Here is a 20309-nt window from a genome sequence, read left to right on the forward strand (position 1 = left end):
CCCTAGGCGCCCGACGGCGGCGTCGTGCCGTGTTCCGCGTCGTCGTCCCCGGCCGGCGGATGGCTCAGGAGGGACGCGCCGAACGCGCGCAGGCGGTCCACCGCTCCGCCGTCGGGCTCCGCCCGGCGGGCCAGCGCGTTGTGGATCTCCCGGTAGACCGACGCCTCCAGGCCGCAGCGCCGGCAGTCCTCCAGGTGCGCGGCGACCCGGCGCGCGGTGACGTCGTCGGTCTCGCCGTCGAGGTAGGACTGCAGCACGCGGGCGACCTGCAGGCAGTTCATCCGGCGCTCGGCCGGCGCACGCCGCCACCATGGACGCCTCTTCACATCACACCTCGCTTCGGTGCCAGTCCCGCCGTGGCCAGCCGCGCCCGTATCCGTTTGCGCGCCCGGTGCAGCCGGCTCATCACGGTGCCTTCGGGCACATCCAGGAGGCGGGCGGCCTCCGCATAGGTGAGACCGTCGATGTCGACCAGCTGCACCACCTGGCGGTGCTTGTCCGGCAGCGCGCACAGGGCCTCGTCCACCACCTCGTCGAACGCCTCACCCACCACGATCTCTTCCGCCGATCCGCCGGGGCCCGTGCCGCTGAGCCGGTCCAGATCGGTGTCCGGGTCGTCCAGGAGATGGGGACGGCGGCGGCGGTGCCGGTTGATCTCCGCCCGTCGCATGATCGTCAGCAGCCACGCACGCGGATGGTTCCCGTCGAAGCGGTCCACGGCCCGGTATGCGCGCAGAAGGGTGTCCTGTACGAGGTCCTCGGCATCCGCCGGCTGCGCGGTCAGCGTCATCGCGACCCGCAGCAGCACCTCCACCTCCGGCAGCACATAGGCGGCGAACGCCTGTCCCCGAGGATCCGCTGGGTCCGGCGGCGCTGTCACTTCGTCTTCCACGCAACAGAAACCCCTTCTCCCGGGACCCGCATTCCCTTCTCCTGTCTCCCGCCTCCTGCTCCTCGCCGGAGGCGCGGCGAGGAGCCGTGCAGGGGCTGGAATGCGGCGTACGGCAGGACGGGTTCCCGCTGCATGACGAAGCAGCGCGTTCCCCGGCCGGGGCGGGTGTGGGCCGAGTGCCGGGAGAGGCTACGGCATGTGCGGCTGCGCGGCGACGTGGAAGCGTACGCCGACGGGCGGCTCACCGGAGCGCACCGCATGCGGGTGGCCGCCCACATCGCCCGCTGCTGGGCATGCAGCGGCGGCCTGCAACTGCTGCGGCTGATCAAGGCGTCTCTCCGGGACAGCCCCCGGCGGACGCCCCCCTCTCTGGCATCGGCCCGCGTACGGCGCTTCGCCCGTCACCTCACCACGCCCCCGGGACCGGGCCGTGCCCGCCGGGTCAGCAGCAGCCCGACGGGGCGTCCGTGCCCGGCGTGGCCGGCCTGTCGGCAGGGGCGCAGGGGAACAGGCCGAAGTGCCTGCTCTTGTCGCCGTTGACGGTGAAGTGGTCGGCGTAGCGCGTGGCGCTCAGCATGTCGGCGGTGTTGCCGCAGACGGGCATCGGCTTGCCGGTGGGGAAGCGGTGGTGGTCGTCCAGGTCGAAGGCGTGCGGGTGCTCGGCGATGGTGCCGCGGTAGACGGCGACCTGGCCGTAGTCCTCGCAGCGGTCCTCCAGCGGGAGCTTGAAGGCGCGGACGGTCCGTGAGGTGAAGGCGGCGAAGCCGATCTTCCGGTCGACGTCCGGGTCGCTGACCGTCACCGGGGACGAGGCGACGGTGCGCGCGTCCGGGCAGCCGGCGCGCTCCAGGACGCGGCGGAAGTCCTCGGTGTACAGGGCGCCGGCGAGGCACTCCCCGACGAGAACGGGGTCGTCGAGGAGCGCGGCGGGCAGGCGGCGGTCGGCGAAGATGTCGGAGAAGTACAGCTCGCCGCCGGGCTTGAGGACGCGGAAGATCTCGGAGAGCACGCGCGGCTTGTCCGGCGACAGGTTCACCACGCAGTTGGAGACCACGACGTCCACGGAGGCGTCCGGGATTCCGGCCGCCGCCAGGTCCTCGATGTATCCGTGGCGGAAGTCGGTGTTGGCGTGGCCGAACCGGTCGGCGTGCCAGTCCTGGTGGCGGCGGGCCACGGCGAGCTGTTCCTCGGTCATGTCGACGCCGATGACGCGGCCGGTGGGGCCGACCAGCTGGGACAGCACATAGACGTCCCGCCCGCTGCCGCAGCCCAGGTCCAGCACGGTGGCCCCCTCCAGCGCGGGAGGAATGGGCGAACCACAGCCGTAGAAGCGCTCCATCACCTCGTCGTGCACCTCGCCGAGAGCAGCGGCGATGTGCGGCGGCGGCGCCACGTCCGTACAGCAGGCGGAGGTCCTCAGGTCGGCGGACGACGTGAGCACCTTGCCGTAGTAGTCCTTGACCGATTCCGCCACGGACGAGAAGGGCGTCTGCCGGCCGGGGCGCCGCGCCGGGGTTGTGTCGGTCGTCGTCATGTCTCTCCCTGATGAGTGAGGTCTCGCGCACCCGGCCGGCGGTTCGCCGGGGCCGCGACGGAAACCCGCGGTACGCCGGTTGTCATTCCCCGGATCGTCACCGGCTGCCCGGGGCCGCGCCGATCTCCGCGCTCCGGGAGCGGACCGTCCGCGCCGCCCACCAGCCGCCCACGCTCAGCACCAGCAGGCCGCCCAGCGCGATCCACAGTCCGGCGGACGCGGGCTCGCCCAAGGACCCGCCGAGCCCCGTGTAGACGACCGTTCCCGGGATGATGCCCAGAGCCGTGGCGGTCACGTAGGAGGAGAAGCGGACACCGGCGACCCCCGCCCCGTAGTTGATCATCGAGAACGGGAACAGCGGCACCAGCCGCAGAACCAGGACCGCCACGAACCCGCGGCGCGTCAGGTAGGCGTCCAGCCGGGCCAGCCGCCCCGAGCCGGCATGGCGGGCGACCACCGGGCGCCCCAGCCGGCGGGCCAGACCGAACGACAGGGCCGCACCGGTCGTCGCTCCCACCAGCACCGCACCGGCCCCCACCGGCAGCCCGAACAGCGCCCCCGCCGACGCGGTCAGCACCGAGCCGGGCAGCAGCGCCGTCACGGCCAGGGCGTAGCAGACCGCGAAGATCACCGGCCCCCACAGGCCGAGCGAGTCGACCCACAGGCGCACCTCGCGCAACAGGTCCGCGCCGCCCCCCAGCGCCGCCCAGGAGCCGAGTGCCGCCAGCAGGGCCACGAGGACGGCCAGCCGTATCCACACTCCCCGCACCGGCTGCGGCGCCGTACCGTCCGGGGCGGTATCGGACGCCGGGCGCTCGGTCGCGGGGGAGGGGCCTGTCGGGCGGTTCATATCGGCTCCTGTGACGGGTGTTCGGTGGGGAGGGCGGCCCCCGGACGCGGCGCGCGCCGCTCCGGCGCGTTCCGCCGTCGGGAACCCCGCCGGGCCGGTTGCCCATTCCGTTCCGGACACGCCGGAAGCGAAAGGATGACGCAGATCGCCGTCCCCGGCCGTGATCGTGAAATGAGAAAAAGGGAAGGCCCCGCTGTGTCACCGGGTTTCCCTCAGGCCCACGACCGCGCGCCGCCCCCCCCACGGCGGCGCACCGACCGGAGAGAGCCACAGCATGCGCAGGTACGACCTGGTGGTCATCGGAGGCGGAAGCGCCGGACTCACCGCGGCCCGCACCGCCGGGCGCTTCGGCGCCCGTACGCTGCTCGTCGAACGGGACCGGCTGGGCGGGGACTGTCTGTGGACGGGGTGCGTACCGAGCAAGGCGCTGCTGCACGTCGCCTCCGACGTCCAGGCGGCCCGCCGCGTCGCCGCGTACGGGCTCCCGCCGGTGTCCGGGCCGGCCGATCTGGCGGCGGCGATGGCGGAGGTGAAGCGGGCGATCGGCGCGATCGAACCGCACGACTCGGCTGAGGCGCTCGCCCCGTACGGAGTCGACGTCGTGCACGGCGCGGCGTCCTTCACCGGCCCGAGAACCCTGACCGCGGGCGACTGGGAGATCTCCTTCCGGTACGCGCTGATCGCGACCGGCTCATCGCCGGCCCTGGTACCGGCCCCCGGCCTGGCCGAGGCCGAACCTCTGACCAGCGACACCGTCTGGGAGCTGACCGAACTCCCGCAGCGTCTGGTGGTGCTGGGCGGTGGACCGATCGGCTGCGAGCTGGGCCAGGCGTTCGCCCGGCTCGGCTCGCAGGTCACCCTCGTGGAGGCGATGGACCGTCTGGTGCCCCGAGAGGAACCGCAAGCCTCGCAGGTGCTGCGGGAACGGCTGGAGGCCGAGGGCGTCACCGTGCTGACCGGCTACCGCGCCGAGAAGGTCGATGCCGGCGCCGTCCACGGGCCTGGCGGCCCTCTCCCGTACGACGCGCTGCTGGCCGTCACGGGTCGCCGCGCCAACACGCGCGGGCTCGGACTGGAGGCGGCCGGTGTGGAGCTGGCCGATACCGGCTTCGTCCGCACCGACGGACGGCTGCGCACCACCAACCACCGGATCTATGCCGCCGGTGACGTGACCGGCCGTTCGGCTTTCACCCACCTGGGCGGCACGCAGGGCGGAGCGGTCGCCGCCGACGCTCTGCTGGGGGTGCGCCGCCCCATCGACTACCGCGCCGTGCCCTGGGTGACGTACACCGATCCGGAGATCGCCCGCGTCGGCCTCACCGCCGACGAGGCGCGCGAGAAGTACGGCGCCACCGCACGCGTCCACACGCTGGAGAACGACCGGGTCGACCGGGCCGTCGCCGATGGCCGCACCGAGGGCTTCACCACCCTGGTGCTGGGCCCGCGCGGGAAGATCGTCGGGGCCACGGTGGTGTCACCGAGGGCCGGGGAGACCATCGCCCATCTGGCGGCGGCGGTGCGCCTGGGCTGGACGCCCTCCGACTACGCGCGCACCGTGCACCCCTATCCCACCTACGCCGACGGCCCCTGGCACACCGCCCTGGCCGACGTCTATGCCCGTCTGGCGCGGGGGAGCGGTCCGATCGGCGCGCTGCTGAAGCTGCGCAGAAGGGTGATCAGGTGATCCTGCGCATCGTTCTGGGCGCCGTCCTCGCGGCGATGGCGCTGGGCCAGCTCGCTTCGTTCGACGCGATGCCCGCCATCCTGACCGCGTACGGCCTGACCTCCGGCGCGGCCTCGACCGCCCTGGCCGTGGCGTTGATCTGCGCGGAGGCCGTGACGGCCGTCTGGTTCCTCGCCCGGCCCCGCTCCCGCGCCGCCACGCCGGTCTGGCTGTACACGGGCGTGGCGGTGGTGTGGACCGTCCTGGCCGCCCAGGCGTTCGCCCGTGGAGTCGTCCTGGACAACTGCGGCTGCTTCGGCACCTACCTCACCCAGCCGCTGCGCTGGTTCGTCCTCGTCGAGGACGCGCTGCTGCTGCTGTACGCCGGGCTGCTGTGGCGCGGTGTGCGCCGGGCCCGGCCCGCCTCGCCGGACGCCCGGACCCGTACAGCGGCCCGGAACCCGCGGGAGAGCCACTGATGCGGATCATCGCCACACTGCGTGCCCTCGAACGGGCCACCCGTCCCTACGACCCCGAGTTCGCCGAGGTCATGGAGCGCCGCTGGGCGGAACTCCCCGAGTCCGCCAGAACGCCCGGACAGATTCTCGGCCGGCACGGCGTCGGCTGCGAGGGCACCCACGGCGTCTTCCCCAAGTGCAACCTCAAGTGCACGCCCTGCTACCACTCCCGGGACGCCAACCAGGTGCGTGTCGACGGCCCGCACACCCGCGAGCAGGTCGCCGCGCAGATGCGGTTGCTGCGTGAGCTGCGGGGCCCGCGCGCCCACGCCCAGCTCATCGGGGGCGAGGTGAGCCTGCTCAGCCCCGACGACCACGCCGCCGCCCTGGCGATCATGCGGGACCACGGCCGGGAACCCATGAGCTTCACCCACGGCGACTTCGACTACGCCTACCTCACCCGGCTCGCACTCGGCCAGGACGGCACACGGCGGTTCCGGAGGCTGTCCTTCGCCGCGCACTTCGACCGGTTCATGTACGGCAGGCGCGGCATCGAACGCCCTCCGAGCGAGGAGGCCTTGAATCCGTACCGCGCCCGCTTCGCGGCCATGTTCCGCCGACTGCGGCGCGAGCACGCCGTACGGTTCTTCCTCGCCCACAACATGACCGTCACCCCGGGCAACCTCGACGAGGTCGCGGGTGTGATCCGCGACTGCCACGCCATGGGTTACGGCATGTTCTCCTTCCAGCCCGCCGCCTTCCTCGGCGACGAGCGCCGCTGGAAGGAGAAGTTCCGTGAGGCGACGCCGGACGCGGTGTGGGCGGAGATCGAACGCGGCGCCGGAACCCGGCTGGACCACCGGGTCCTCGAGAACGGCGACGTGCGCTGCAACCGCACCGCCTACGGCTTCTACGTCGGCCGCCGCTGGTACCCGTTCCTCGACGGCGACGACCCGCGCGACCTCGCCGTACGCGACGCGTTCTTCCGCCACTTCGGCAAGGTGACCTTCACCGGCACCCCACCCGCGCTCCTCGCGGCCAGGATCCTGCGGGTGGTGGCCCGCCACCCGTCCACCGCGGTGACGGCGCTGTGCTGGCTGGCCCGCACCGCCCGCCGCGTCGGACTGCTGCGGCTCGCCCGCCACCGGATGCGGGTGCGCCCGGTCACGTTCGTCATGCACCAGTTCATGGACGCCGACGTCGTCGCCCCGGCCTGGGAGATGATGCGGCGCGGCGAGCAGGCCGCGGAGCCCCGGCTGCGCGAGACCCAGGAGCGGCTGGCCGCCTGCCACTACGCCATGGCACACCCCGAGGACGGCACCCTCGTCCCCGCCTGCGTGCAGCACGCCGTACTCGACCCGGCGGAGAACGCCGCCCTGCGTACGCTGCTCCCGATCGTCGAGGTCCGTACTACCGCCGCCGGCCGCTCGTCCGGCACGTCACCGAAGGAGAAGTAGTCCATGCGCATAGGCGTGATCACCGGATCCGGCAGCTACGACTGGCCCCATCTGGAGGGGGCGGCGGAGCGGACGGTCGTCACGGACCACGGCGCGGTCGCCGTCACCGAGGGGCGCCTCGGGCACGCGGAGATCGTGCAGCTGTCCCGGCACGGCGCCGGTCACCACCGGCTCTCCAGCCACGTCGACCACAAGGCGAACCTCGCCGCCCTGCTCGCCTGCAAGGCGGAGGCCCTGGTGTCCTTCACCGTCTGCGGCTCCCTCGACCCGGACCTGCGGCCGGGCTCCCTGGTGGTTTTCGACGACCTGTACTTCCCCGCCAACCGGCTGCCCGACGGCACCGCCTGCACCTGGTACGACACACCCGGCGAGGCAGGCCGCGGCCACTGGATCTTCGACCGGCCCTTCAGCGAGCCGCTGCGCCAGGCCCTGATCACCGCTGCCGGGCAGACCGGGGTTCCGGTCGCGACGCGGGGCGTGTACGGACACGTCGACGGCCCCCGTTTCAACTCGCGCCCGGAGGTGGCCGCGCTGGCCGCCGCCGGGGTCAGCGCCGTCAGCCAGACCGCGGGCCCTGAGGTCGTCCTGGCCGGTGAGGCCGAACTGCCCATGGCGCTGGTCGGTTTCGTCACCGACTACGCCAACGGCGTCGCCGCCGAACCGGAACCGGTGCAGGCACTGCTGGACCGTATGGCCGCGAGCAAGGAGGTCTTCGCGGCCCTGGCCGGGCACGCCCTGCCTGCTCTGGACAGCGTGAGCGCCGCCGGTTTCGTCTACCGGTTCGGCGCGTGACCGCCCCCGCCCACGGGGGCACTCCCACGATCCCGCAGGTGTCGATCATCGTCCCGGTACTGAACGAGGAAGCCACGATCCACACTGCCGTGAGCCGCCTGTGCCGCGACTTCCCCGACTGCGAGCTGATCGTCGTGGACGGCGGCTCCACCGACGCCACCGCCGAACTCGCCGCCTCCCACGCCACCGTGGTCACCAGTGAGCGCGGCCGCGCCAAGCAGATGAACGAAGGCGCCCGGCACGCGTCCGGCGACATCCTGTGGTTCATCCACGCCGACACCGCCATCCATCCCGAAGCGCTGGGCCAGATCCGTTCCGCGCTCGCCGACCCGGCCGTGGTCGGAGGGGGCCTCACCCTCCGCTTCGACCGCAGGACACCCGGCCTGAACTACCTCGCGTGGACGTCCAACGCCCGCGCCCGCCGCCTGCACCACATCTTCGGCGACCAGGCCATGTTCATCCGCCGCACCGTCTTCGACGCCCTCGGCGGCTTCCCCGACCTGGCCATCATGGAGGACCTGGAGATGTCGCGGCGCCTGCACCGCAGCGGCCGGCTCCGCCTGCTGCCCGCCACTTCGACGGCCTCCTCACGCCGCCTGACCGCCCACGGCACCTGGCGCATGATCGCCTTCATGCAGTACCTCAAGCTGCTGTACTTCGCCGGCGTCGACCCGGAAGCCATCCGCGCACGCTACGCCGCAGGTCCTCGCCTCTTTCCGGCCAGAACGCGCAGAGCGGCCCGCAGCAGCCGCACCTGAACGCGTCCCCTCCTGCCGCTTCGACACCCTGGAGACCGACCCCATGCGCATCGCAGTCTGCGGAGGGCCCTACGGGAACCCGTACGCCCTCCGGACATTCGTCGACGACGCCCGTGACCGTGGCGCCGAGCGGCTGTTCTGCCTCGGAGACCTCGGCGGCTTCGGCGCCGAGGTCGACGCCCTGTGGCCGATCCTCACCGACAACGGCGTCGAGTGCGTCGCCGGGAACTACGACGTGGCCATCGCCCGCGGCGACACCGACTGCGGCTGCGGCTACCGCGACCCGAAGGACAACGAGTACGCCCAGATCGTCTACGACCACACCCTCGCCACCACGAGCCGTGACTTCGCCGCCTGGATGGGCACCCTGCCCACCGAACGCCGGGAGACCATCGACGGCGTCGACATCCACATGGTCCACGGCTCGACCCTGGCCCTGAACGACTTCTGGTGGGAGTCGCTCCCCGAGGAGCAGCACCGCCTCCGGGCCGAGGCGTCCGGGGCCGACGTCGTCCTGTGCACCCACAGCGGCCTGCCCTGGAAGCGACGCATCGGCGACACCCTCGCCGTCAACGTCGGCGTGCTCGGCAAACCCGCCAACGACGGCCGCCGCGAGGTCTGGTACGCGATGCTCGACCTGTCCGCCGGGCACGTCACCGCCGAGCTGATCCCCCTCGCGTACGACTGGCAGGCGCAGGCCGCCTCGATGCGCGCCGCCGGGCTGCCCGAGATCTTCGCCGAGACCATCGAGACCGGCTGGTGGACCACCTGCCTGGAGATCCTGCCGCCACGCGAGCGCTCCCGGGGCCGCTACCACCTCTACCGCTCCACCCTGCCCACCGGCTTCCGGCCGGCGGACTTGGGGTATCCCCTGCTCGAAGAGCTCGGGGAAGGCTGGGGGGAGACCGCGCCCCAGGCCCTGGACGGCGACCGGCCGGTGGTCCCGCTGTTCGGCAGCCCCTACTTCCCGTCCCGTCTGTGGCTCTACACCAACTTCCACTGCAACCTGGCCTGCGACTACTGCGCGGTCGCCTCCTCCCCGAAGGCGGCTCCCCGCACCCTGCCCACCGACACCTTCCGCGCCCTCGTCGACGAGGCCGTCGACGCCGGGTTCACCGAGCTCTACCTCACCGGTGGCGAGCCCTTCCTGCACCCGGACATCGTCGGCCTCCTCGACTACGCCTCCGCCGAGCTGCCCACCGTCGTGATGACCAACGCGATGCTGCTGCGCGGCCGCCGCGCCGCCGGCCTCGCGGATCTGGCCGACCGCAAACTCACCGTCCAGACCTCCCTGGACGGCGCCACCGCCCACACCCACGACCTCCACCGCGGCCCCGGCTCCTGGCAGCGCACCCTCGACGGCATCCGCCACCTGATCGGCCTCGGCCTGCCTCCGCGCGTCGCCCTCACCGAAACCCCGGACAACACCCACGAGATCCCCGCCGTCGCCGAGCTGCTGGCCGGACTCGGCCTGCCCGCCGACCACTTCGCCGTACGCCCGCTGCTGCGCCGCGGCTTCGCCGACACCGGGGTGGAGATCGGCGAGGACTCCAGCATCCCCGAACTGACCGTCACCGCCGACGGACTGCACTGGCACCCCGCCGGCGCCGACCTCACCACCAGCCCCGACCTGCACCTCGCGCCCGCCGGAACCCCCCTCACCACGGGCCGACAGCTCGTCACCGAGCGGTTCTTCGCCGCCCGCCTCACCGACGGCACTCTGCCCCGCCCCGTCCACTGCGCCATCTGACCCGTACGGAAGAGGAGTTCCTCATGCAGCGCCACGTCGCGATCCTCGGCGCCGGACCCGTCGGCCTCGACGCCGCGCTCGCCTGCGCCGACGCCGGACGGCCGTTCACCGTCTACGAAGCCGCCGACACCGTCGCCGCCCACGTACGGGCCTGGGGCCATGTCCGCCTCTTCACACCATGGGACCTCAACGTCTCCCGCCGGATGCGCACCCATCTGCCGCACGCCCCCCGGGGCGGTGACTGCCCCACCGGAGCCGAACTGGCCACCCGCCTGCTCGACCCGCTCGCCGCCCTGCCCGCCCTCGAAGGCCGCATCCGCTACCGCACCCGCGTCGCCGCCATCGCCCGCACCGGCCTGCTCAAACACGAAGAGATCGGCACCGACACCCGTGCCGCCGCCCCCTTCACCCTCCTCCTGGACACCCCCGACGGCGAGGACACCGCTGAGGCGGATCTGGTCCTGGACTGCACCGGCACCTACTCCCACCCCAACCCCCTCGGCCCCGGCGGCATCCCCGCCCCCGGCGAACGCACCCTCGCCGACCGCATCACCCGCACCCTCCCGGACACCCGCGACCCCGCCCGCTGGGCCGGAACCGTCCTCCTCGTCGGCGCCGGGAAGTCCGCCCAGACCGCTGCCCGCGACCTCGCCGCCCTGCCCGGCACCCGCGTCGAATGGGCGGTACGCAACCCCGCCCCCGACTGGGGCGCCGTACCCGACGACACACTGCCCGGCCGTCAGCACCTCGTCGACACCTCCCAGGCACTCGCCGGCGGCGCCAACGACCGCGTCACCGTCCACACCGGCGCCCACGTCCAGGCCCTGAAACCCGCCGACGACCGGGTACGCGTCACCCTCGCCACCGCCGGCGGCCCGCGCGAGATCGTCTGCGACCACGTCGTGGCGCTGACCGGGTACACCGGCGACGCCTCCCTCTACCGGCAGTTGCAGGTCCACGAGTGCTATGCCACCGGCGCCCCCATGAACCTCTCCGCCGCCCTCCTCGGCTCCGCCGGCGGGGACTGCCTCGCCCAGCCGTCCGTCGGCATCGACACCCTGCGCAACCCCGAACCGCACTTCTTCATCCTGGGCGCCAAGTCCTACGGCCGCCTCAACACCTTCCTGCTGCGTACCGGCTACGAGCAGATCGACCAGGTCGCGGGTCAGTCGCAGGTCACCTTGTCCCGCGGGGTGTAGTGGGTGCGGAAGGTCTCGCGCTTCACCTCGGCGCCGTCGTTCGTGAAGACGCGGTCGACCTCGATGTCGAAGCCCTCCAGTGGCTCCTGCACCTCGCACGCGTCGCCGGTGTCCTTGCGCTCCTTCGGCGGCGTGATGTCGGTACGGGGGCCGGCGACCGCCGTCACCGAGTCGTACTTCTTCGTGCCGAGGAAGCTCACCGTCACCGACGAGTCGGTCGAACTCGCCTTGATGTAGATCGGCTTGCCGGAGTCGTTGCGGAACGTCAGGTCGAGCGTGCCCCAGGCCACGGTCGCCTCCCGGCCCGCCGGGTAGCGCTCGATGTAGAACGAGTGGGCGCCGTGCTCCAGGGGCTCGACCCCGGCGAAGAAGAGCGCGTTGTAGACCGTGGTGGCGACGGCCGACACACCGCCGCCCGGGGCCTTCCGATACTGACCATCCATGATCATCGTGCCGTCCACGAAGCCGTTGGCCTCGGTGCGCTCACCGACCGTGCGGTTGAAGCTCCACACCTCGCCCGGCTGGACCACCGAGCCGTTGATCAGCTCGACCGCCCGGCCGATGTTGGTCGTGCGGTACGGCGCGGTCGGGAAGTTCACGGTGAACGTCGACATCTGCTCGGTGATCCCGAGCGGGGCGAGCGTCTGCGCCGTCAGCTTCGGCCGGGTCACCGTGGTGGCGAGCGGGCCGGTACGGGCCACGGCGCCCTCCTTGTCCAGCAGCGGCTCGACCGCCCGGCCGAGGGCCTCGGCCGACACCGTACGGCCGGGGCGGCCGTCCTCCTCCACGACGACCCTGCCGTCCCGCACTCCGAGGCGGGCCTCGACGGGCGCGCCGGTGAGCGTGTCGAGCGGACGGGACACCGCCGGGTCGCGCATCAGCCCCCGGGCGTCGAGGGACGAGGTGAGCCGGCCGCCGTCCGCCTTCACGGTCAGGTGGTCGCCCAGGGTGGCCGCCGTGATCTGGAGCCGTTTGCCGCCCGAGGTGAGCGTGACCGGGCCCGACATGGCGGGCTTCGCGAAGTCGTTCACGAATCGGGAGACCTCGTCCGCCCGCACCTGGGGCCGTGTCGTGGAGACCGGAAGCGCCACGGGCGCCGCGCCGGGGGGCGCGGGATAGGCGGTGCGCAACGCCTCGACGGCCTTGTCCTGGTCCAGCTTCCGCCCGTCGCGAGGCTGCGTCACGACCGCCTTTCCGTCCTTGAAGGCGACGGCGCCCTCGCGGACCAGGCGGTCGTGCTCCTTCGCGGTCGCCGCGACGGCCGCGTGGGCCTTCGCCCCGTCGAACGAGACGACGGGCTCGATGTCGCGGGCGCCGGGGGAGAAGAGCCGGCCGATCACGGTGAACGGATCACGGGACGGGTCGGCCGCCCGGTCCGCGGTGGCCCGGACGTCGACCGTCAGCCCTGCCGAGGCGGGGTCGACGGTGGTCGCCACGTCACCGACGGTGACCCGCATCGGGTCCTTCCACGCGGCGGGGGCCGCGGAGGCGAGCCGGGCGGCGGCCTCGGCACGGCTCAGGCCGCCGATGTCGATCCCGTCGACCCGGGTACCCGCGGAGATGTCGTCCCCGGTGGCGACGAGACCCGCCCCATACAGTCCGCCGGCGACGGCGGCGACCGCACCGGCCGCGATCGCCGCCTTGCGTATGTGACCACGGCGCCCGGCAGGGCCCACGGCGGCGTGGTCGGTCGTGGAGCGGCGGCGCACACACCCTCCCGGGGCGGTGAGGAGTCAGGGGTAGCCCTACGACCGTAGACCGAACAGGGGCAGAAGATACAGATAATCCCTTTTATTCGGTTGGGTGACCCTTCTCTCATACGCCCGCATTCCGGACGCACCGCGCAACCCTTCGCACCCGCCCCGTGACCGTGTACGGGCCGCGCGTGAGGAGTTCGCCCGGCTCTCCGTCGGTACGTCCTCGCCGTCGGCGTCCACCAGGCGGATCTGGGACGACGGTGCCGCCGACGGACAGGGTGCCGACGATGCCGGGGCAGCCTGCGGGAAGCAGTGGCAGCCCGACCGGTCGGTCGTGAAGCTGCCGTACGGGGACGAGGCGCCCGGTGTCTCAAGCGTGAACACCCGCCGCAGGTGAGGCGGGGCGGAGGCCTTCGCAGAGTACTCCGCGACCGGCGCACACCGCCGCGTCCGCCGCGGGTGGTACCCCTGGTGCTCACAAGGCAGGCTGTACGCATGCGGTCGCTCTTCCGCTCCGCTGAGCCACCGGGAACGGGAGGCCACAGCCGGGTCCTCATCAGGCTCGCGCAGCTGGTGCCCTTCGCGCTCATCCTGCTCGGTCTCGGAATCGAACTCTCACCTGCCTACGCTGTGTACACCGGCCCGCTGCTCACAGCGATGCCGGCCCTGGCTTCGCTCACGATGGGCCCCCGGGGCATCCTCGCGGCGGCGGCCGGTGCGCTGTCCGTGACCGCGATCAGCGCCACGCTGCACCGTTCGTGGGATGAGGGGCAGGCCTTCAGCAACATCCTGGGCCTGCTCGTGGTGTCCGTCGCGAGCGTCATCACGAGCAGCGCCGTGCGGACGCGGCGGCAGAGCGAACTCGACCAGGTCCGCCGGATCGCGGTGGCGGCGCAGGAGTCCATCCTGCGGCCCGTGCCCGCCCGCCTGGGCCCGGTGCGGGCGGCCAGCATGTATCTCGCGGCCGAGACGGGCGCGCGGATCGGCGGCGACCTGTACGACGCGGTGGTGACCCGCTACGGCGTCCGGATGATCGTGGGCGACGTCCGGGGCAAGGGGCTGCCCGCGGTGCGGGCGGCCGCGGCCGTGCTGGGCGCGTTCCGGGAGGCTGTGCACTACGAGGACGAGCTGTCGGAGGTCGTGAACCACTGCGCGGCAGCACTCCGGCGGGAAGGCGCTGTGGCGCGCTCCGCCGGACCGGGCGAGGACGAGGGAGACGAGGGTGCGGGCCGTGGGGACGGCCTCGTCGAGGACGAGGCGGAGAATTTCGTCACCGTCTTGCTGGCGCAGGTGTCGGACGATCACGTGGTCCACGTGGCCAACCGCGGCCACCCACCCCCACTGCGGCTGCGCCGGGGCACCGCTCAGGAGCTGACGCCCGCCAGGCCCTTGCCGCCCCTCGGTCTCGAGGACCTCTTCACCGGGCCCGCAGCCGAGGTCGAGACTCATGTGTTCGAACCAGGCGACCGGCTGTTGCTGCACACGGACGGCGTGAACGAGGCCCGCGACGCCGACGGCGGGTTCTTCCCCCTGCCCGAGGCCGTGGAGTCGCTGCGGAAGGCCGGTACTCCGCAGGAGTTCCTGGAAGAGCTGTACCTGGAACTGATCCGCCACACGGGGGGCCGCCTGGCGGACGACGTGGCGATGCTCGTCGTGGACCGGCTGGACCGGCTGGATGGGCTGGATGGGCAGACCGACGGACGAGGGGAGGCCGCCGATGCCTCCGAGGCGGACTGACCACCCCCACCGCGTTCCGCACGGGACGGTGTGCACGGCCACGCCGGTCCCGCAGGGCGGCTCGCTGCGCCGGTCCGCCGTGACACGTACTGTCGTCATGACGTCGCGTCACGTCGCCGGTCGCCCCGCGGCGACTGGTATCAGTGGATTTGTTGACCACGGCACGAGGCCGCAGACCTGCCCGTGGGGCGTGCGCTGCTCATCAGCCTCGCAGGCGAGGAAGACATGTTCGATTTGAGCGCGCCGATCCTGGCCACGTTCGTCGTCTATGTGGCCGCCATGATCGGAATGGGGATCCGGGCGTACACCCGTACGCGCACCTTCACCGACTTCGCGCTCGGCGGCCGCAGGCTCAGCGCGCCGGTCGCCGCCCTGTCCGCGGGCGCCAGCGACATGTCGGGCTGGCTGTTCCTGGCCCTTCCCGGAGCCGTGTACGCGGCCGGTGCCGGTGCCGGCTGGATCGCCGTCGGCCTGGCGGTCGGCACCTACCTCAACTGGCGCCTGGTCGCGCCGAGGCTGCGCACCTACACCGAGCGCGCCGGTAACGCCGTCAGCCTTTCGGCCTACCTGGAGGAGCGCTTCGAGGACCGTACCCGGCTCCTCCGGACGGTCTCGGCGGCGGTCACCGTCGTCTTCTTCACGGTGTACCTCGCCAGTGGCCTGGTGGCCGGCGGACTGTTGTTCGACTATGTCTTCAACGTCGACTTCGCACTCGCGGTGATCCTCACCGCCCTGGTCATCGCCGTCTACTCGTGCCTCGGCGGCTTCCTCGCCGTGAGCCACACCCACGTGATGCAGGGCGCACTGATGTTCCTCGCCCTGGTGGTGCTCCCCGCGATCGGTGTCTGGAGGCTCGGCGGCTTCGGGGCGCTGGGCGACGCACTCGACGACAGGACGTCCGCCCTGCGGGACACGGGGGCCGAGGCCGCCTTCGCCGACGGCCGGTGGCCGGCGGGCGAACCGCTCGGCGCTGTCGCCGTCGTTTCGCTGCTCGCCTGGGGCCTCGGCTACTTCGGCCAGCCGCACATCCTGGCCCGCTTCATGGGCATCCGCAGCACCGGCGCCATCCCCGCCGCCCGGCGCATCGGCACGGGCTGGGTCGTTGTCGTGCTCGCCGGGGCCACGCTCGTCGGCCTCGTGGGGATCGGGCAGCTCGACGCACCGCTGGCCGACCCGGAGACCGTGTACCTCGCTCTGACCGAGACCCTGCTCGATCCCTGGGTCGCCGGTGTGCTGCTGATCGCCGTACTGGCCGCGATCATGTCGACCGCGGACAGTCAGCTCCTCGTGTCGTCCGTCGCCCTCACGGAGGACTTCTACCGGGCGTTCCTCAGGCGGACGGCCTCGGACAGGGCGCTGGTCCGGGTGGGACGCGCCTCCGTGGTGGCGGTGACCCTCGTCGCCTGCGCCATCGCGCTCAGGGGTGACGGAGTGCTCGGCATCGTCGCCTACGCCTGGGCGGGCTTCGGAGCCGCCTTCGGGCCGGTCGTCCTGCTCTCGCTGTACTGGCCGCGTATGACCTCGTCGGGGGCCATGGCCGGAATGGTGTCGGGCGCGACCACGGTGCTGCTCTGGGACGAGATCAATCCCCTGCTCGGGCCGCTGGAGTCGGGCATCTACGAGATGGTCCCGGGCGTGCTGGTCGCCACCGTCGCGGCGCTGGTGTTCGGCCGGTTCGTCGGGCGGCCACCGGAACGTGCCTTCTGGCGGGTGCCGGGAGGCGGCGGGAGCCGGCTGATGCTGGAGCCGTTCCTCGCGCACGCGCCGGTCGGCGTGGCCGTCCTGGACACCGACCTGCGGTACGTCTGGGTGAACGACCGGCTGGAGCGCCTGATCCCCCTTGAGCGGCGGCTGGGCCGCCAGGTGAGGGAGGTGCTGCCGACGCAGGAGGCGGAGGCGTTCGAGGAGAAGATGCAGGCGGTCCTGGAGACCGGGGCTCCGGTGCTGGACCACGAGTTCCGCGGCCCCGACTACGCGGATCCCGCCAGGAAGCGCGCGTACTCGGCCTCCTTCTTCGGGATGAGGGACCGGCACGGCCGGCACGTGGGCATCTGGTACATGGTCATCGACGTCACCGAGCGCTGGCGCGCCCAGGAACGCCTGGCGCTGCTCAACGAAGCCGCCGGGCGCATCGGCCGCACGCTGGACGTGACGCTGACCGCACAGGAGCTGGCCGACGACACCGTGCCGTCCCTCGCCGACTTCGTGGCCGTCGACCTCCTCGACGCCGTGACGCGTGGTGAGGAACCGGCTCCGGGACCGGTGAGCGGCGCGCCCGTCCTGCGCCGTGCGGGACAGAAGCCGGGGCGCCGCGATGGCTCCCCGGCGGCGAGCCCGGCCGCGGGCGGACAGGTCTCACGGGGGCCGTCGCCGCCTGTGGCCCGCTGCCTGCTGGAAGGCAGGACGGTGGTGGAACCCGTCCCGGCCGGCCCCATCGGCGACTGGGCGGCCGAGGACCCCGCCCTGGGCGCCGCGATCCGCGCGTTCGACCCCCCTTCGGTGCTGGCGGTCCCGGTGAGGGCCCGCGGTGTCACCCTGGGCGCGGCCACGTTCGTACGCTCTCGTCGGCTGGGCCCCTTCGAGGAGGACGACGTACGTCTCGTCGAGGAACTCGTCTCCCGCGCGGCGCTGTGTGTCGACAACGCCCGCCGCTTCACCCGCGAGCGCACCGCGGCCCGGTCGATGCAGCGCTACCTGCTGCCCCAGGAGCTCACGGGAGGATCCGCACTGGAGGTCGCGTCGTGGTACTTCCCGGCGGACGCGCCGAGTGGTGTGGGAGGCGACTGGTTCGACGTGATTCCGCTCTCCGGTACTCGGGTCGCCCTGGTCGTCGGGGACGTGGTCGGACATGGAATCAACGCCGCCGCGACCATGGGGCGCCTGCGCACCGCGGTGCGTACGCTCGCCCATCTGGACCTCCCGCCCGACGAACTGCTGGCCCGGCTCGACGACCTCGTCATCGGCCTCACGGAGGCGCAGGACAGCGGTGAGCCGGCGCAGGCCGAGAACGGAAGCGGCGCGCTCATGGGCGCCACCTGCCTGTACGCCGTGTACGACCCGGTCGGCAGGCAGTGCACGCTGGCCCGGGCGGGGCACGTGCCGCCCGTGATCGTCGGCCCGGACGGCGTCGCCGAGTTCCTCGACCTGCCCGCCGGACCGCCGCTCGGCCTCGGATACCTGCCCTTCGAGTCCGCCGAGCTGGAACTGGCCGAGGGCAGTCTGATCGCGCTCTACACCGACGGCCTCATCGAGACCCGCGACCGGGACGTGGACGTCGGGCTGTCCCGCCTGGCCGATGCCCTCGCGATGCCCGGGCCGACGCTGCGGGAGACCGGCGGCCATGTGATCGACGCCCTGCTGACCGGTTCGCCGTCCGACGACGCCGCCCTGCTCCTCGCCCGGACACACGTCCTGGGCGCGGACCAGGTGGCGTCCTGGGACCTGCCCGTCGATCCGGCGGGCGTCGCGGACGCCCGTGGCCTCGCGTGCCGGAAGCTGGAGGAGTGGGGGCTGGACGATCTGGTGTTCACCACGGAACTGATCGTGAGCGAACTCGTCACCAACGCCATCCGCCACGCGACCGGACCGATCTGCCTGCGCGTGATCCGCGACCGGGCCCTGATCTGCGAGGTCTCCGACGCCAGCAGCACCTCCCCGCGCCTGCGCCACGCCCGGACCACGGACGAGGGAGGGCGGGGCCTGCTGATCGTCGCGCAGCTCGCCCGACGCTGGGGCACCCGCTACACGAAGACCGGCAAGATCATCTGGACGGAACAGGCGCTCCCGGCCGAAACGGCCGTGTGAACCGTGCCCCGGACCAGGCCCGTGGCTCGCCCGCCCCGGGCACGGCCACGCCACGCGGTGCCGCTCACCTCACGGCCACGTCCGCCCACCGGCTGGTCCCGTCGGCCCGCTCCCGCACGCCGCACCTGACCGACAGCGCGATGACGATGCCGATGCCTCGGCCGTGCTCATCCGGGTCCAGCCCGCAAGCCGGCCGGCCGGCCGGAGCCGCAGGCCCCGCATCCGTCACCTCGACCCGTACGGCTCTGAGCCCGTCCACCACGACCTGCGAAAGCCGCAGCGTCGCCGGAGGCAGGGCGTGGCTGATCGCGTTGGTGAGCAGCTCCGAGGCCAGCACGAGCACGTCGTCGGCCACGTCCGGGGCCAGCCGCCAGTCGGTGATGGCGGCGCGCACGCGGCGGCGCACGACCGAGGCGGCCCTGGGGGCGTGCGGCAGCGGGAAGACGTACGTGACGTCTTCGGGAAGCGCTGCGCCGAGCTGCGCCACTGTCATGGCCCTCCTCCTCCGGGAGCGCTGCCGGCCGACGGCCGGGCGTGAGGAAACGCTAAGGAGGGAAGCGGCGGCCGGTCAACGAACAGCGGTCGGCATTACCGAACAGAAGTCCTGGAGTGACGACCCGGACTACGATCGTTTTATGGTCGGCCCGGTCCAGTCCATAGAACGGGCGGCGGCGATCCTGCGACTGCTCGCCGCCGGTCCCCGCAGGCTGGGACTGGGCGAGGTGGCGTCGTCGCTCGGACTGGCCAAAGGCACCGCCCACGGCATCCTGCGCACCCTGCAGCACGTGGACTTCGTGGAGCAGGACGCTGCCACCGGGAAGTACCAGCTCGGAGCGGCTCTGCTCCATCTCGGTACGAGCTACCTCGACGTCAACGAGTTGCGGTCCCGCTCCATCAACTGGGCCGACGCCCTGGCCGCCCGCAGCGGCGAGGCCGTACGCCTGGGCACACCCCTGGAGGGGAAGGTGCTCATCGTCCATCACGTCTTCCGGCCGGACGACACCCTCCAGACCCTGGACGTGGGCGCGCTGCTGCCGCTGCACGCCTCCTCGCTCGGCAAGGTCCTGCTGGCCTTCGGGGCCGCGCCCGTCGAGCCGCTGCTGAAGACCGGACTGGAGGCGTACACCCGCCACACCCTGGTGCTCCCCGAGGAGATCGACCGGGCGCTCGGCGAGATCCGCGAGTCCGGCTGGGGCGCCGAGGTGCAGGAAATGAGTATGGGTGACGCCGGGATCGCCGTGCCGATCCGGGGGCACGGCGGCCTCGTCGTGGGCGCGATCGGCGTGTCAGGACCGGTCGAGCGGATCTGCGACACGGGAGGGCGGCCCCGGCCGGCCCTGATCACCTTGCTCCGGGAGGCCGCACGCGCGATCTCCAGAGACCTGGGCGCGGCCCGCTGGTAGGCACCCGCGGCTCCGAGACATCGGAAGGCAGGCCCGATCATGGTGGCACGGTACGTGATGTCCATCGACCAGGGCACCACCTCCACGCGATGCATCCTGTTCGACCACGGCGGACGGCTGGTGTCCGTCGCCCAGCGGGAGCACCGCCAGTACTTCCCCCGGCCCGGCTGGGTCGAGCACGACGCCGTCGAGATCTGGCGCAACCTTCAGCGCGTGGTGCCCGAGGCACTGTCCAACGCCGACACGGACGCCGGACAGATCACCGCCATCGGCATCGCCAACCAGCGGGAGACGACCGTGCTCTGGGACCGGCGC

At 72.6% G+C, this 20309-nt stretch carries 18 protein-coding genes; 12 read left to right on the plus strand and 6 right to left on the minus strand.

All coding sequences use genetic code 11. From position 1 onward, the window contains the following. Positions 1-2: 2 nt before the first annotated feature. The 4 genes from HTZ82_RS02185 to HTZ82_RS02200 form a co-directional block, all read right to left on the minus strand. Entirely contained in the window at positions 3-326 is a 324-nt protein-coding gene (locus HTZ82_RS02185) for a zf-HC2 domain-containing protein (protein ID WP_309235273.1), read from the minus strand. Continuing rightward, positions 323-880 (minus strand): RNA polymerase sigma factor, encoded by a 558-nt coding sequence (locus HTZ82_RS02190; RefSeq protein ID WP_175407557.1) that lies wholly within the window; start codon positions 878-880, stop codon positions 323-325. The genes HTZ82_RS02185 and HTZ82_RS02190 overlap by 4 nt, the downstream gene beginning before the upstream one ends. Positions 881-1334: 454 nt before the next feature. Then, positions 1335-2426: a methyltransferase domain-containing protein gene (locus tag HTZ82_RS02195; RefSeq protein ID WP_175407542.1), complete on the minus strand. Its 1092-nt coding sequence runs from the start codon at positions 2424-2426 to the stop codon at positions 1335-1337. A gap of 97 nt (positions 2427-2523) precedes the next feature. Continuing rightward, the gene (locus HTZ82_RS02200; RefSeq protein WP_175407543.1) at positions 2524-3276 is read right to left on the minus strand and encodes a TVP38/TMEM64 family protein; all 753 of its coding nucleotides are present in this window, start codon (positions 3274-3276) and stop codon (positions 2524-2526) included. A gap of 274 nt (positions 3277-3550) precedes the next feature. Between HTZ82_RS02200 and HTZ82_RS02205 the strand changes: the two genes are divergently transcribed. Genes HTZ82_RS02205 through HTZ82_RS02235 form a run of 7 tightly spaced genes read left to right on the plus strand, consistent with a single transcriptional unit; the run spans position 3551 to position 11353 of the window. After that, entirely contained in the window at positions 3551-4960 is a 1410-nt protein-coding gene (locus HTZ82_RS02205; RefSeq protein ID WP_175407544.1) for an NAD(P)/FAD-dependent oxidoreductase, read from the plus strand. Further along, complete coding sequence (locus tag HTZ82_RS02210; RefSeq protein WP_175407545.1) at positions 4957-5418, plus strand: MauE/DoxX family redox-associated membrane protein; 462 nt, start codon at positions 4957-4959, stop codon at positions 5416-5418. Before HTZ82_RS02205 ends, HTZ82_RS02210 begins: the two co-directional genes overlap by 4 nt. Further along, positions 5418-6854: a radical SAM domain-containing protein gene (locus tag HTZ82_RS02215; protein WP_175407546.1), complete on the plus strand. Its 1437-nt coding sequence runs from the start codon at positions 5418-5420 to the stop codon at positions 6852-6854. Before HTZ82_RS02210 ends, HTZ82_RS02215 begins: the two co-directional genes overlap by 1 nt. Positions 6855-6857: 3 nt before the next feature. After that, positions 6858-7646 (plus strand): MTAP family purine nucleoside phosphorylase, encoded by a 789-nt coding sequence (locus HTZ82_RS02220; protein WP_175407547.1) that lies wholly within the window; start codon positions 6858-6860, stop codon positions 7644-7646. Between the two features lie 38 nt (positions 7647-7684). After that, the gene (locus HTZ82_RS02225) at positions 7685-8404 is read left to right on the plus strand and encodes a TIGR04283 family arsenosugar biosynthesis glycosyltransferase (RefSeq protein ID WP_175407548.1); all 720 of its coding nucleotides are present in this window, start codon (positions 7685-7687) and stop codon (positions 8402-8404) included. Between the two features lie 43 nt (positions 8405-8447). Continuing rightward, positions 8448-10154, plus strand: coding sequence for a radical SAM protein (locus tag HTZ82_RS02230; RefSeq protein ID WP_175407549.1), 1707 nt, complete (start codon positions 8448-8450; stop codon positions 10152-10154). Positions 10155-10177: 23 nt separating this feature from the next. Then, positions 10178-11353 carry an NAD(P)-binding domain-containing protein gene (locus tag HTZ82_RS02235; RefSeq protein ID WP_175407550.1) on the plus strand — a complete coding sequence of 392 codons (1176 nt, stop codon included), beginning with the start codon at positions 10178-10180 and terminating at the stop codon, positions 11351-11353. Here HTZ82_RS02235 and HTZ82_RS02240 read toward each other — a convergent pair. Beyond that, positions 11320-13062 (minus strand): VanW family protein, encoded by a 1743-nt coding sequence (locus HTZ82_RS02240; protein WP_309235274.1) that lies wholly within the window; start codon positions 13060-13062, stop codon positions 11320-11322. The two genes, HTZ82_RS02235 and HTZ82_RS02240, sit on opposite strands and share 34 nt — an antisense overlap. Positions 13063-13156: 94 nt before the next feature. Between HTZ82_RS02240 and HTZ82_RS02245 the strand changes: the two genes are divergently transcribed. The 3 genes from HTZ82_RS02245 (at position 13157) to putP (ending at position 18591) form a co-directional block, all read left to right on the plus strand. Beyond that, positions 13157-13447: a hypothetical protein gene (locus tag HTZ82_RS02245; protein WP_175407551.1), complete on the plus strand. Its 291-nt coding sequence runs from the start codon at positions 13157-13159 to the stop codon at positions 13445-13447. Between the two features lie 260 nt (positions 13448-13707). Continuing rightward, positions 13708-14787 (plus strand): PP2C family protein-serine/threonine phosphatase, encoded by a 1080-nt coding sequence (locus HTZ82_RS02250; RefSeq protein ID WP_309235275.1) that lies wholly within the window; start codon positions 13708-13710, stop codon positions 14785-14787. Positions 14788-15012: 225 nt separating this feature from the next. Then, positions 15013-18591, plus strand: a complete 3579-nt coding sequence (gene putP / locus HTZ82_RS02255; protein WP_175407553.1) for a sodium/proline symporter PutP — start codon at positions 15013-15015, stop codon at positions 18589-18591. Positions 18592-18655: 64 nt separating this feature from the next. Here putP and HTZ82_RS02260 read toward each other — a convergent pair whose 3' ends face one another. After that, on the minus strand, positions 18656-19084 hold the full coding sequence (locus HTZ82_RS02260) for an ATP-binding protein (protein ID WP_175407554.1): 429 nt from the start codon (positions 19082-19084) through the stop codon (positions 18656-18658). A gap of 142 nt (positions 19085-19226) precedes the next feature. On the opposite strand from HTZ82_RS02260, the gene HTZ82_RS02265 reads away from it, so the two are divergent. Both HTZ82_RS02265 and HTZ82_RS02270 read left to right on the plus strand, forming a co-directional pair. Further along, positions 19227-19994, plus strand: a complete 768-nt coding sequence (locus HTZ82_RS02265) for an IclR family transcriptional regulator (RefSeq protein WP_175407555.1) — start codon at positions 19227-19229, stop codon at positions 19992-19994. Between the two features lie 39 nt (positions 19995-20033). Further along, a partial coding sequence (locus HTZ82_RS02270; RefSeq protein ID WP_254711568.1) for an FGGY family carbohydrate kinase occupies positions 20034-20309 on the plus strand: 276 nt, incomplete at its 3' end.

The sequence above is a fragment of the Streptomyces sp. TRM64462 genome, assembly GCF_013362995.1.
In the GTDB taxonomy this organism is placed as follows: Bacteria; Actinomycetota; Actinomycetes; order Streptomycetales; family Streptomycetaceae; genus Streptomyces.